Source organism: Exiguobacterium sp. ZWU0009 (genome assembly GCF_000798935.2).
Taxonomy (GTDB): Bacteria; Bacillota; Bacilli; order Exiguobacteriales; family Exiguobacteriaceae; genus Exiguobacterium_A; species Exiguobacterium_A acetylicum.
In genome coordinates, this window is record NZ_CP018057.1 from 2,570,038 (window position 1) to 2,583,501 (window position 13,464).

At 49.9% G+C, this 13,464-nt stretch carries 12 protein-coding genes; all 12 read right to left on the minus strand.

The window, feature by feature from the left end:
• Positions 1-140: 140 nt before the first annotated feature.
• On the minus strand, positions 141-1,304 hold the full coding sequence (locus L985_RS13430; protein WP_047393302.1) for a PDZ domain-containing protein: 1,164 nt from the start codon (positions 1,302-1,304) through the stop codon (positions 141-143).
• A 22-nt stretch (positions 1,305-1,326) separates the two neighbouring features.
• Entirely contained in the window at positions 1,327-2,751 is a 1,425-nt protein-coding gene (locus tag L985_RS13435; RefSeq protein ID WP_047393298.1) for a S41 family peptidase, read from the minus strand.
• Positions 2,752-2,845: 94 nt separating this feature from the next.
• Entirely contained in the window at positions 2,846-4,237 is a 1,392-nt protein-coding gene (locus L985_RS13440; protein ID WP_047393295.1) for a M23 family metallopeptidase, read from the minus strand.
• A 40-nt stretch (positions 4,238-4,277) separates the two neighbouring features.
• Positions 4,278-5,177, minus strand: a complete 900-nt coding sequence (gene ftsX / locus L985_RS13445) for a permease-like cell division protein FtsX (protein WP_029342494.1) — start codon at positions 5,175-5,177, stop codon at positions 4,278-4,280.
• Positions 5,167-5,853: a cell division ATP-binding protein FtsE gene (ftsE, locus tag L985_RS13450; RefSeq protein WP_035410018.1), complete on the minus strand. Its 687-nt coding sequence runs from the start codon at positions 5,851-5,853 to the stop codon at positions 5,167-5,169. Before ftsE ends, ftsX begins: the two co-directional genes overlap by 11 nt.
• A 194-nt stretch (positions 5,854-6,047) precedes the next feature.
• The gene (gene cccB / locus L985_RS13455) at positions 6,048-6,419 is read right to left on the minus strand and encodes a cytochrome c551 (protein WP_201247400.1); all 372 of its coding nucleotides are present in this window, start codon (positions 6,417-6,419) and stop codon (positions 6,048-6,050) included.
• Between the two features lie 114 nt (positions 6,420-6,533).
• Positions 6,534-7,403 carry a YitT family protein gene (locus L985_RS13460; RefSeq protein WP_047393288.1) on the minus strand — a complete coding sequence of 290 codons (870 nt, stop codon included), beginning with the start codon at positions 7,401-7,403 and terminating at the stop codon, positions 6,534-6,536.
• Positions 7,404-7,500: 97 nt separating this feature from the next.
• The gene (locus L985_RS13465; protein ID WP_047393284.1) at positions 7,501-8,004 is read right to left on the minus strand and encodes a GNAT family N-acetyltransferase; all 504 of its coding nucleotides are present in this window, start codon (positions 8,002-8,004) and stop codon (positions 7,501-7,503) included.
• Positions 8,004-8,771 carry a class I SAM-dependent methyltransferase gene (locus tag L985_RS13470; RefSeq protein WP_047393281.1) on the minus strand — a complete coding sequence of 256 codons (768 nt, stop codon included), beginning with the start codon at positions 8,769-8,771 and terminating at the stop codon, positions 8,004-8,006. The genes L985_RS13465 and L985_RS13470 overlap by 1 nt, the downstream gene beginning before the upstream one ends.
• Before the next feature lie 60 nt (positions 8,772-8,831).
• On the minus strand, positions 8,832-9,932 hold the full coding sequence (prfB, locus tag L985_RS13475) for a peptide chain release factor 2 (protein WP_023469245.1): 1,101 nt from the start codon (positions 9,930-9,932) through the stop codon (positions 8,832-8,834).
• Between the two features lie 68 nt (positions 9,933-10,000).
• Positions 10,001-12,520 carry a preprotein translocase subunit SecA gene (gene secA, locus L985_RS13480; RefSeq protein ID WP_029342500.1) on the minus strand — a complete coding sequence of 840 codons (2,520 nt, stop codon included), beginning with the start codon at positions 12,518-12,520 and terminating at the stop codon, positions 10,001-10,003.
• Positions 12,521-12,736: 216 nt separating this feature from the next.
• The gene (hpf, locus tag L985_RS13485; protein ID WP_023469247.1) at positions 12,737-13,300 is read right to left on the minus strand and encodes a ribosome hibernation-promoting factor, HPF/YfiA family; all 564 of its coding nucleotides are present in this window, start codon (positions 13,298-13,300) and stop codon (positions 12,737-12,739) included.
• Between the last annotated feature and the right edge of the window lie 164 nt (positions 13,301-13,464).

The following is a 13,464-nucleotide window of genomic DNA, read 5'->3' on the forward strand; positions in this document are numbered from 1 at the left end:
ATTATGAAGTGCTCCTTTTAGGAAGTTACCCTTTTTTTCGAAAATGCAAAAGTTTCTTTTTTGCTTCGAGTGTTGATCCTCGATTTTTCTGCCGACAAAAAAATCCCCGTCACGGCTGTTCCGTGACAGGGATGTACTCGTTAATGCAAGGACCGCACTTTAGTGCGACCATGGACCGGCTCATTGACGAACAGGATGCCGAGCTCATGATGATCTTGTTCATAGAAGGCACGTTGCGCAAACCGGATGTCTCCGTTATGGTTCATGACTTCAAGACGCAGATACGGTTTGTGTTTTTGGATGGCTTCGTAGAACGATGTTTCCGAATCGACCTTTTCACCATTGACCTTATAAATCGCTTCGCCCGGAATCAAGCCCATCTCGGCAGCTGGTTTATCAGGTAGCGTTCCGAGAATGACGGCACCACGCGTTCCATTGAGGAACAATGGGGTCTGTGCCCGGTTCAATCGCTTGACCCGCTGATGCAACACAATGTGCAGGACGAGCAACAAGACGATTCCGTACAGCCATTCAGCTTGTCCGGTGACGTATGCAAGAACCGTCAAGAGAATCGCGACGAGACTCGTAATCAAACGTCCTTGAACGAGCGGACGCATCAATTCTTTCGGCAACTTACCCGTAAAGAGGAAGCTGAAGCCGATCGGTAACCAGAGAACGATCGGAACGAGCTCTGGGAAGCTGTAACGTGGCCACCAGGCTTCAAGCACGTCGCCCGGAACAAAGACGAGCAAAGGCAATAGCCAAAGTTTATTCGCTGACAGCCCACCGATGAAGCGACCACGCTTCGAGACGACGAGTGACGGTGACAGGCGTCGTTGCCCGCGCCACCAGACGAGTAGACATTCCGCGACGAGCGTTAACGTCGCAAGCAATAAAATCATTTTCGGCTCAACCGCTCGAACCGGATCAAGACGTGAATCCATTAGGAACCAACCGGCAAGTCCAAGCAAGACGATCGGCCAAAGCGGTACGTTCAAGCGAACGATGCCGATCAACAGCAGGACACTTGAGAATCCGAGTAACAGCAAAGCGTATTGCGGCGTCAGCGTCAATCCGAGCCAGCCACTGACGACGGATAAGACGAGACCAACGAGTAACCCTGGTAAAAGTGTTTCGAGGACATCGCTTCGTTTTCCGTGTGTCCGGGAGCGAAATAGTCCACGTTCCCGTTTGACACGCCGGATGCCGATGACCCAACTGACAAGGAGTGCTAACCACAAGGTCGGACTGGCGATGAGACTAATCGCGGTCCAACCAATTTCATCGAGTAATTCCACGCGCATTCAGACCTCTTTCCATTCCTTATTATTGAGCAGCGACCTCGAGTGCTTTTTTCCGCTGGACGTCATTTTTGTCGTCCTCGAGTTTCTTCAGGAGACGCGTCTCCATCTCACCCGCTGTCTGCTGATCGATTTTTCCAGTGATGTCGAGCTTCGCATCCTTTTGTAAGGCTTCGACAGCTTGCTTCATCGTGTCACCGAAATACCCATCCTGTCCTTTTGGCTCGTAACCGATTGCTTCGAGAACTAAGTGAGCGTTTTCGACCGATTTACCGTAATCGCCGACTTCAAGCGACTTTTTGTCAGTCAGGATCTTCGTGACGTTGAAGTACGCTGGTTGCTTGACTTCAATCGTTGGCTTGACCCCTTTTTTATGGATCCAGTTACCGTCCGGCGTCAGCCATTTGTTTGTTGTCAACTTCAAATCACTACCGTCCTTTAAATCATACGCACTTTGGACGATGCCTTTACCGAACGATTTTGTACCGACGACCTCAGCCCCGGCACCTTCCTTCAGACCGGCTGCCAGAATCTCGGATGCTGACGCTGATCCGCCGTCTTCGAGCACGACGATGTTATAAGGTTTCTTCTCGTCTGCCTTCCCGAATTCCTGCTGCCGCTCCCCTTTATTGTTCTCGACTTGATAAATCGGAACGTCCTTCGGAATGAATGGTGCAATCATACTTGAGACAGCCGTCAAAAGACCACCCGGATTCCCGCGGACGTCGATGACGAGTCCATCGATATTCTGACTCTCGAGTTTCGCAAGCCCCTTCTCGAACTCTTTAGCCGTCGGTTCTGAGAACTGCGTCACTTGCAAGACACCAATTTTCTTCCCGTTGACGTCTTCCGTCGACGTATAGACCGTTTCAATCGGAATCGTATCCCGTTTGATCGTGATGTCCATCGCGTCTTGTCCACTACGTTGAATCGTTAGGACGACGTTCGTTCCTTTTTCACCACGGATTTTCTTGACCGCCTGATCCGTCTTTTGCCCTTTCGTCGACTTGCCGTCGATTTCTAAAATGACGTCACCAGGTTTGATCCCGGCTTTTTCAGCGGGTGATCCCTTGATTGGTGAGACGATGACGATTGACTCGCCTTTTTGTTCAAGCGTCGCACCAATCCCTTCGAAGGAAGACGATAGATTCGTATTGAACGATGTTGTCTCCGACTCGTCCATATAGACGGAATACGGATCGTCAAGCACTTCCGCCATACCGGATAGCGCACCGTCCAGCAGTTCTTTATCTGTCACGTCCTCTAGATAATTCTGTTCGATCATTTGACGAACCTGATCCACTTTTTTCCAATCACCCGTTGCATTCGCAGACGACGATGACGTCGAGACAGAATCCGTTCCGCCAGCCGCTAGCATCCCGACGGCGCCTGCCCCTAAACCAAGCCCGAAGGTACTGACCGCGATGACTGCTGTTGTAGATTTTTTCACGCTTGATTCCCCACTTCCGTTAAAAAACGCAGTATTTTTTTCAGTATAGCAAAAAAAGATAGGTTACCCTATCTTTTCGGTATTCTATGGGATGTCAAAAGATGTACGGTGCCGGATCCACTGCATTTGGTTGTCCGACCGCCCATTCTCCCTTATGCAATTCGAAATGCAGATGCGGTCCTGTTGACCAGCCAGTTGAGCCGAGCGTCCCGACCGTTTGACCTGGCATGACCGTTTGACCTGCAGACACACTGATCGAGTCGAGATGCGCATAGACGGTCGTATAGACCTGTCTGTCGATCAAATGCGTCACCATGACGACATTTCCGTACCCGGTCGCACTACCGGCACGGAGGACGATCCCACCGGCTGCCGCATGAATCGGAGTCCCTTTCGCATTGACGAGATCGATGCCCGTATGCAGCTCCGGCTTCCCTGTCAATGGATTGTTCCGCGGACCAAATGGTGACGAGACATAGCCTTTGACTGGTAAGTGAAATGGTCGACTGACGTCGACATCAACACTCGTATCCGGTGTTGCACTTGGCGTCTCAGTCTCAGGAACCGACGTCTCTGTTTTTGGTGCCTCTGCTTTCGGCGCCTCTTTCTGTTCCTGTTGCGCTGCTGCCTCTCGTGCAGCTTCAGCAGCTTCCGCTTGACGCTTGGCTTCTGTTGCCCGTGCGGCTTCTTCCGCTTTGCGTTTCGCCTCTTCTTTTGCTTTCCGTTCCGCTTCTTGCAGGGCGATCAATTCGTTTTGGATCAGACGGCGCTGATCCGCGAGGATTTCCGCCTCTTCGGCTTTCGAGAACTGCTCTTGTTGCAGTTCCTTGACCTTCGTGTTCAACTGGACGACGAGCTTCCGCTTCAAATCAGACTCCGCGATGATCCGCGTCTGAAGTACGAGTAACTTCCGTTGTTCCTGTTTCATGCTCTCCAGTAATAACGCTTGTTCCGAGCGCTGTTCGTTCAATTGCTTGACGTTCGCCTTATAAGCCTGCAAGACATTATCATCTTGTTTGATGATCTCGCTGACCGTACTGAAACGCGAAATCAAATCACCGAAGTCCTTCGCGTCGAGCAGGACCTCGATATATTTGACGTCTCCTTTTTGCTGGACGGCACGCAATCGGCTTCCGAGCAAATCTTCTTGCTGATGCAGTTCCTTCAACGTCTCGGAAATCGCTTCTTCCGTCAGACGCAATTGTTCTTTAGATGCAGCAACAGCCGCTTGTTGATCGGCTATTTTAAGCGCTAAATCATCCAAACGGCTGTTGACTTCATCCAGTTGCGCACGGGCTTCCTTGCGCTCCTGTTTCGTCAAGATTAACTTCTCTGATGTCTGACTCTGTGATCGTTCCGTCTCTTTAAGACGACTTTCGACCTCCTGTTGTTCCTTCAGCAAATCTTCTTTCGACGTGGCATCAACGGACACACTAGTTCCAATCAAAGCTAAGCTCAGGACGGCAGAATAGAATCGGACTTTCATGAGAAGCATCTCTCCTCTATTTTATTTTTGAGTGAATCACTTAAATCTTCAAGAAACGACCGAGTGATGTCGTAGATCCCCATACACCGATGAATGCACCGAGTCCGAGTAGGATCAAGACGACTTGTGCCGACAGTTCTCCTGGCGGAATCAGCGAGAAGATTCCCGCATTCACGGTAGCAAGTTGCGGTTGGATCGCGTTGTATGAGACTTCGTAACCGAAGTAGACGACGACGATCGGGATGATGGCACCTAATACGCCCATCAATAATCCTTCGACGAAGAACGGCGCACGGATGAATCCGTTTTTCGCTCCGACGAGGCGCATGATCTCGATTTCCCGGCGACGGGAGAAGATCGTGACTTTGATCGTGTTCGAAATGAGGAACATTGCCATGAATGTCAATCCGACGATCAGGATGATTCCACCGATCCGAACTCCTTCAAGGAAGTTAAACATCTTTTTAACATAGTCCTTACCATATTCGACACTATCTACATTTTCCATTTTTTTGATGGAATTTGCAAGTGTTTCTGTCTCTTTTGGTGAGGTAGCTTTGACGATATATCGGTCGTGAAGTGGATTATCCTTTTCAACCGACTGATAGGCTTGTGAGCCTTCGCCAAGTTGCTCCTTGAAGCGGTCCAGTTCTTCTTCTTTCGAACTATAACGAACAGAGTTGACACCCGGCATCTGCTTGAGGGAGTCACCCACTGCATCAATCTTCGACTGGTCTGCTTCCCGTTCGACGAACACTTGGATTTCAACGTCTTTTTCGACGTTATCGGAAATCTTGTTGACGTTGAACATGAGCATCGCGAATATTCCTACGAGAAGTAAAGTAACGGTAACAGCACTGACAGAAGCGAATGTCATCCAGCCGTTCCGGACGAGACCTTTTGCCCCTTCCCGTAAATGACGGAATCCATTAAACTTCATAGCCGTACATTCCTTTCTCTTCGTCTCGGACGATTTTTCCTCCGTCGATCGCTAAGACACGATGACGCATCTTGTTAACGATGTCTCGGTTGTGTGTCGCCATTACGACCGTTGTCCCACGGCGATAAATCTCTTCAAATACTTCCATGATCTCCCATGCTGTATCCGGGTCTAGGTTCCCAGTCGGCTCATCGGCAATGACGAGTGACGGACGGTTGACGATGGCTCTCGCGATCGAGATCCGTTGTTGTTCGCCCCCAGATAATTCGTCCGGATAGTTGCGCTCTTTATGCTTGAGTTTGACGAGATCGAGGACTTCGAGGACTTTCTTCCGGATTTGTGCTTTGTCTTCCCCTACGACTTCTAGCGCAAAGGCGACATTTTCATAAACCGTCAAGGACGGGAGTAATTTAAAATCTTGAAAGATGACGCCGATTTGGCGACGAAGTTCGGGGATTTGACGGTTTTTCAGCTTACCGACTTCGATTCCTTTAAATAAAAATGAACCGCTCGTGGGTTTCTCTTCGCGGTACATCATTTTCATGAATGTTGATTTACCCGCACCCGACGGACCGACGATATAGACGAATTCGCCTTGATTGATCGTCAAATCGACCTCACGGAGTGCCGTGACGCCGTTCGGATAAATCTTACTGATTCGTTGCATCTTGATCACGTACTTCACATCCTTACTTATTTACTGATGCTGAATGGATAGGTCTAAAAACCTACCGACCACCATTATAACAGGGACAAAATTGAACGCACATTACAATCAAATGTCATTTCAGGCGATTATACCATAAAAAAGAGGCACGAATGACGAACACATGTCGTGTGTGTCATCTCGTACCCCATCATATCCCATAATTACTTTTTATCAGCGAGCCAGTCAGCAACGGCAACGATTTCTTCATCCTCTTTCAAGAGTCCGGCAGGCATTTGCCCTTTCCCGTTCTTGATGATTTCCTGGATTTCTTCTGAAGAATACTTCGAGCCGACCTTCGTCAGGTTCGGTCCGACGTTCCCTTCAAGGTTGTTCCCGTGACACGATGCACAGTTGTTCGCGAAGATTTTTTCCGCATCGACGGCTGTTTCCGTCTTCGACGAATCATCGTTCATCGTCGACTCTTCCTTCGTGCTTGACGAATCGCTAGAGCTTGAATCATCACTACCGCCACATGCTGCGAGTGCAAGTGTCGTTCCTAACCCTAACGCAAGTAACAAGTTTTTCAGCTTCATCCGGATATCCCCCTCTGTAAGTATCTAAGTAAACGCTTCTGACCTAGTTAGAGTATAACCGTTATCCGGAAGAGTTAAGCGTGATTTCACAAAAACTTCACGCATTAAGAACAATTACGGCACATTCCGGTAACGTTTATCGTCGGTAAAACCGAGACCAAGCACTTCGTGGGCTTCACTGACGACGAGAAACGCCGACGGATCGATATGTTTGACGATCTCTTTGAGCGTCGTGATCTCCCCTTGGCGAACGACGACCATCAACATCGGTTTCCGTGTCCGTGTGAACGCACCTGCTGCTTCGATTTCCGTCGCCCCGCGATCGAGCGTCTCGAAAATTTCCTTCACTAACGCCTCCCGCTGATCGGAGATGATATAGGCGAGCTTGTCGTTCGTAATCCCAAGCTGGACGACGTCGATCATCTTGATCGTGATAAATAAGGCGACGAGCGCATACAGTCCAATCTCAAGCGAAAAGATCGTCGCCGCACTGATGACGATCGTTCCGTCGAGCAAGGCGATACAGAGATGGAGCGGCAACTTCGTGAAGCGATGCAAAATTTGCGCGATCAAATCCATTCCCCCGGTTGACGCCCGTCCCCGGAAAATCAGACCGAGTCCGATCCCGACACCGGCACCGCCGAAGATCGCGGCAAGCATCGGATTCATCGTCGCAGCCGGAACGTCGAACCGCTCGTAGACGAGGATGACGACCGGTAAAAAGATTGAACCAACGAGTGATTTGACGCCAAACCCCATTCCGAGGATCATCCAACCGACCGCCAGCAAGACGACGTTCGCGACGAGTTGGAATAACCCGGGCGAGATCCCAAACAAATCGTTCAAGACGATCGATAAGCCACTGACGCCTCCTGAGGCGAGTTGATTCGGTGCTAAAAACAAACTAAAGGCACTTGCGACGAACAAGGACCCGATTAACAAATACGCATAATCGCGCACGACTTCCTGACGTGTCGATGTCATGACATTCCATTTCCCCTTATCGATTGATTCTCGTGTTTCATTTTAGCGGAAAAGTCAGACAACGACTAGAGAGGCGGAACAACTCACAGTGTTCCCTTTATACCGCACTAAAGGGCGGACTGTAGCGGACGATGCCGCTAACACCGCGCAACCCATGTCGTTCAAGCGCAAGGACGAGAAAGACCTCTGGCGGAACGGGGAACGGTGGGTGAATATCATAGTCGATCGTCCGTTCGAAACCAAACTGTGGATAGTAGCTGTCGTGACCAAGTACAACGATGTGCGATTCACCAGCATCCCGCGCATCCTCAATCACTTGGCGAATCAATTCGGAACCAATGCCTTTTCGTTGCCAGACCGGCAGGACGCCGACTGGTGCTAAAGCAAGCGACGGAATGTCATCGATATGGATCCGGCTTAAGAGGACGTGTCCGACGATTTCTCCTTTATCAGTTACCGCGACGCGACCGAAGACCGGTTGCGCTGCTTCATCCTCACGTAAGGCATCGACGAGGTTTGCCTCGTTCGGTTGTTCGAATGCCGCTTCGTGAACGAGCCGGATTCCCGCTGCATCCTTGAAGCCTTCTTTACGAATGATCATCAGATATTGCTCCCTTCGAGTGGTTTTGTTGCAAGAAGCGTAAATTCCTTCGGAATGTTCTCACCGTTCCAGCCCCGATGCTCATCGAATCGCTTTAATGTGAAACCTGTTCGCAGGACACCGTTTAAGATTTCGCTCAGTGTAAAATAGCGGACGGAGACATCCGGAAAATCGACTTGCTCCTCGTCCGTAAAGTGCGTCTTATATGCCAAGTCACCCGCCTGTACCGCTTGATCGAAATAACACGGTTTATACGTCAAGTCCGTATCAATCCAGCGTCCGACCGGATGAAAGTCACTCAGGATCAACTGTCCACCGGGCTTCAACATTGTAAAGAGAATCTGCAGAAAACGCTCGAGATCAGCAAAATAATGCAAAATCCCACCTTCTAAGTAGAGGAGATCAAATGTCTCGCTGTATCGCTCAAGGTCGATTGCATAGAGATCGCCGACGACATACTCAATCTTTGTTCCAGCAGCATGGGCGAGTTCTAGCGCGTACCGCGCATTCTCCTCCGAGATATCGAACACCGTGACGTCTGCCCCGAGTAACGCTAACGGCACCGTCTTGCGTCCGTTCGAACCACAGATGTTCGCGATCGTCTTCCCGGCTACGTCTTCGAGATGACGACGATGTTTCTTCAGGCTTGCGGCTGGATCTTGTTTGATGATCGCAGCATATTCTGCTGGCGTTCCGTCGCGTTTCTCCCAAAATTCATACGCCCGGTACTCCCACGCTTGTTTATTGACCCGACTTTGCTCCTGCATCACTGTTCCCCCTTTGACGGTCAAAAAACCAGTCGAACATCGTCCGACTGGTTGGTTGTCTTACATATTCATGAGACGGAGGTACGCATCGATGAAGCCCATGATGTCACCATCCATTGCTCCTTGTGTGTTCCCGACTTCATAGTTCGTCCGGTGATCCTTGACCATGCTGTATGGGTGGAAGACGTACGAACGGATTTGGCTACCCCATGCGATATCCGATTTTTCACCACGGATCTCGTCGAGTTTCTTTTGCTGCTCTTCGATTTCGCGTTGATAAAGTTTCGCTTTCAACATCTTCATTGCCGCTTCACGGTTTTTGATCTGCGACCGTTCTTGTTGACAGGAGACGACGACGCCTGTTGGAACGTGTGTGATCCGGACAGCCGAGTCCGTCGTATTGATGTGCTGACCACCGGCACCAGAGGCACGGTACGTATCGATCCGTAAATCTTCCGTACGGACTTCGATGTCGATGTCATCGTTGAATTCCGGCATGACGTCACACGAGACGAACGATGTATGACGGCGACCTGACGAGTCAAACGGTGAGATCCGGACTAAACGATGGATCCCTTTTTCGGCTTTTAAGTATCCATAGGCATTGTGCCCTTGAATACGGAGTGTGACCGATTTGACACCCGCTTCGTCACCCGGTTGGTAGTCCATCGTTTCGACTTTCCAGCCTTGCTTGTCGCAGAAACGTTGGTACATCCGCAGTAGCATCGATGCCCAGTCTTGCGACTCGGTACCACCCGCACCTGGGTGTAACTCGAGGATCGCGTTGTTTGCGTCATACTCGCCATTCAAGAGGATTTGAAGTTCGAAGTCTTCAAACTTCTTCTTGAGATCGCCAAGTTCTGACTCGAGCTCTTCTTGAAGATCCGCATCCGGCTCTTCCTTGATCAATTCGTACGTCAAAGCGACGTTCTCGTGACCTGCTTCGAGTTCTTTGTATTTGTCGACCATCGCTTTTAAGCCGTTCGACTCATCGATGACTTTTTGTGCCGATTCCTGGTTGTTCCAGAAGTCTGGGTATGTCATCTCGTTTTCAAGTTCTTCGATCCGGGCAATCTTCGACTCGAGGTCGAGTGATGCCTTATATTCGTCGAGTTTCTTTTCCATCCACTCGGCGGTGTTGCGAATTTCTGCTAATTCCATGTGTTCCACCTTCTCTTTCCGTGAAAAGAGGCAGGAATCTCCTGCCTCTCTTTCAGTCGATTCATCACTTATGCCTGACGGCCGTGACAGTTCTTATATTTCTTACCGGACCCACACCAGCACGGATCGTTACGTCCGATTTGGTCGTTTGGATTTTTCCGGACCGGTTTTTTCTTGACCGCTTTGTCTTCCTTACCCGAAACGGCGACTTCGTCTTGGACGACTTTTTCGCGTTTGAGGTTCGGATCGAGATCTGCACGAAGGACGAATTGCGTCACTTCTTCTGCGATCGCAGCGTTCATCGCATCAAACATCATCGAACCTTCCGATTGGTATTCACGGAGCGGATCGTTTTGACCGTATGCCCGGAGGTGAATCCCTTCACGGAGTTGATCCATTTGATCGATATGGTTCATCCAGTGTTGGTCAACGGCACGAAGAACGATGACTTTTTCAAACTCATCAAATGCTTCGGCTGGTACTTCTGACCGTTTGTGCTCGTAGTGTGCGAATGTCCGCTCTTTGAGCAACTCGATGATTTCTTCGCGTTCTTTTCCGAAGAGGTCGCTTTCCGTGACCTTCTCTTCGATTGCAAGCGTCTGGTTTGCCCATTCTGCAAGCGCACCGATGCTCCACTCTTCCGGGACGAACTCGACCGGTGTGTACTGATGGACGCCTGCTTCGATCGTCTGCTCGATCATCGGACGGACGATATCTGATACGGAACCCGCATCGAGAATTGCTGCTCGGTCCGCGTACATGACTTTCCGTTGGTCCGCCATGACGTTATCGTAGCCGAGGACTTGTTTCCGGGCATCAAAGTTATTTCCTTCGACGCGTTTTTGAGCCGATTCAACGGCACGAGACACCATCCGGCTCTCGATCGGTTGTGAATCATCCATTCCGAGACGATCCATCATCGACTGTAACGAATCGGAACCGAAACGACGCATCAATTCATCTTCAAGTGACAGATAGAATTGTGATGCCCCTGGATCTCCTTGACGACCAGCACGACCACGGAGCTGGTTATCAATCCGGCGTGATTCGTGACGTTCTGTCCCGAGGATGAAGAGACCGCCTTTATCTAAGACACCTTCACCAAGCTTGATGTCGGTACCACGACCGGCCATGTTCGTTGCGATCGTGACCGAGTTCGCTTGACCGGCGTTCTCGATGATTTCCGCTTCACGTGCGTGGTTTTTCGCGTTCAAGACTTCGTGACGGATGCCACGTTTCTTGAGGATGTTGCTGAGCAACTCCGACGTCTCGACGGCAACCGTACCGACGAGGACCGGCTGTCCTTCGCGGTGGGCACGTTCGATTTCGTCTGCGACAGCAGCGAACTTCCCGTTCATCGTTTTGAAGATCAAGTCTGGCATATCGTTTCGGACGACTGGTTTGTTCGTCGGAACCGGTACGACGTGCATGTTGTAGATATTACGGAATTCTTCTTCCTCCGTCTTCGCTGTACCGGTCATCCCAGCAAGCTTCGTATACATCCGGAAGAAGTTTTGGTACGTGATCGTCGCAAGCGTCATCGATTCGCGTTGAATCTCGACGCCTTCCTTCGCTTCGATTGCTTGGTGCAGACCTTCCGAGTAACGACGCCCTTCCATGACACGACCTGTGAACTGGTCGATGATCATGACTTCGTCTTCACGAACCATATAGTCGACGTCACGGTGCATGACGGCGTTCGCCCGCAGTGCGAGGCTCAAGTGATGGTTGAGTGAGACGTGCTCAAGACCGAACAGGTTATCGATGCCGAAGTATTTCTCAGCCCGGTCGATCCCTTGCTCCGTCAACAGAACACTTTTCGTTTTGATGTCGACTGTGTAGTCTTCATCTGCTTTCATGATTTTTGCGAATGCATCCGCTTGCGAATAGAGCGCTGTCGATTTCTCGGCAGACCCTGAGATGATGAGTGGTGTCCGTGCTTCATCGACGAGGATCGAGTCAACTTCATCGACGACAGCGTAATGGAGCGGTCGTTGTACACGGTCTTCTTTATAGAGGACCATGTTGTCACGCAAGTAGTCGAAACCGAACTCGTTGTTCGTTCCGTACGTGATGTCACAGCTATAGGCTGCTTGTTTCTCCTGACGCGACATGCTTGAGAGGTTCAAGCCGACTGAGAGACCAAGTGCCGCATAAAGAGGCTCCATGATGTCACGGTCACGTTTTGCGAGATATTCGTTGACGGTAACGACGTGAACGCCGTTGCCAGCGAGGGCATTCAAATAAACAGGGAGTGTCGCAACAAGCGTCTTACCTTCCCCGGTTTTCATTTCGGCGATGTCCCCGTTGTGCAAGACATATCCACCAATCAACTGAACGCGGTAGTGGCGCATGCCGAGAACGCGTGTCGAAACCTCGCGACAGACCGCGAAAGCTTCCGGTAAAATATCATCTAAGTCTTCTCCGTTAGCAAGACGCTCACGGAATTCAACGACTTTTCCTTCAAGTTCTTGATCCGATAACGCACCGATTTGTGTCTCGAATGCTTCTACAGCGTCTGCTGCTTTTTCGGCTTTCTTCAGGACACGTTTCGTTGGTGCAAATAATTCTTTTAGAAAATTAGCCATGCCTTACAGTCCCCTTACTTCGAACGATTCTTTGAACGAACAGAATTCCGAGATTTTTCCTTTATTCAGTGTACCGAATACGACGTCAAATTTCAACAAGCGGACCAAGCAGCGGTCTCGGTCTTTTGTCATAAAGCAAACGTACCTTGTTTAAAAATAGTTTTCCATCATATCAAAAAGGGACCCGCCCGTAAGAGCGAGTCCCTGTTGCATTCATTATTCTGGTTCAATCAAACCGTAACGACCATCTTTACGACGGTAGACGACGTTCGTGTTGCCCGTTTCTGCGTCTGAGAAGACGAAGAATGCGTGTCCGAGCATGTCCATCTGAAGAATCGCTTCTTCCGTGTCCATTGGTTTGAGTGTGAAACGCTTCGTCCGAACGAGTTCGAGTTCTGCCTCGTCCTCTTCATAGACTGGCGCTTCCGCTTCCGGTCCTTCGAGCGTTTTGAAGTACTCTCCGATGCCGCCTTCTTTAGCGCGTCCTCTCCGGTTCAACTTTGTTTTGTGTTTCCGGATTTGACGTTCGAGCTTATCGACGACGAGGTCGATTGCTGCATACATATCGCCATTGATATCCTCTGCACGGAGCAAGAGGTTTGGCATTGGAATCGTCACTTCGACTTTTTGCTTCTCATTGTTGACTTTGAGATTGACATAAGCCGTTTGCGCTTCCGTAGGAGTTGTAAAATAACGAGTTAACTTTTCAAGCTTTTTCTCGACGTAATCCTTGAGAGCATCTGTGACGTCCAAGTTTTCACCGCGAATGTTGTAGATCATGTAAACTCCTCCTTAAGTAACCGGTTGAACCTATGAATTCGAGATGCTTCAGTCGTTTCCTTCTGAATATTCGAAATTCTTTGGTTCGTTTTTATTATAGCACGATAAGTGAAGGAAGACCATGAAAACGATGACATTCTCATGAACGTTCACTCCGGTTCTTA

Excerpts from the sequence above, each read along its gene's own strand:
- L985_RS13430 (WP_047393302.1), bottom strand. The coding sequence starts at position 1,304 with ATGCGCGTGGAATTACTCGATGAAATTGGTTGGACCGCGATTAGTCTC.
- L985_RS13440 (WP_047393295.1), bottom strand. The coding sequence starts at position 4,237 with ATGAAAGTCCGATTCTATTCTGCCGTCCTGAGCTTAGCTTTGATTGGA.
- ftsX (WP_029342494.1), bottom strand. The coding sequence starts at position 5,177 with ATGAAGTTTAATGGATTCCGTCATTTACGGGAAGGGGCAAAAGGTCTC.
- cccB (WP_201247400.1), bottom strand. The coding sequence starts at position 6,419 with ATGAAGCTGAAAAACTTGTTACTTGCGTTAGGGTTAGGAACGACACTT.
- L985_RS13460 (WP_047393288.1), bottom strand. The coding sequence starts at position 7,403 with ATGACATCGACACGTCAGGAAGTCGTGCGCGATTATGCGTATTTGTTA.
- L985_RS13465 (WP_047393284.1), bottom strand. The coding sequence starts at position 8,004 with ATGATCATTCGTAAAGAAGGCTTCAAGGATGCAGCGGGAATCCGGCTC.
- L985_RS13470 (WP_047393281.1), bottom strand. The coding sequence starts at position 8,771 with ATGCAGGAGCAAAGTCGGGTCAATAAACAAGCGTGGGAGTACCGGGCG.
- prfB (WP_023469245.1), bottom strand. The coding sequence starts at position 9,932 with ATGGAATTAGCAGAAATTCGCAACACCGCCGAGTGGATGGAAAAGAAA.
- secA (WP_029342500.1), bottom strand. The coding sequence starts at position 12,520 with ATGGCTAATTTTCTAAAAGAATTATTTGCACCAACGAAACGTGTCCTG.
- hpf (WP_023469247.1), bottom strand. The coding sequence starts at position 13,300 with ATGATCTACAACATTCGCGGTGAAAACTTGGACGTCACAGATGCTCTC.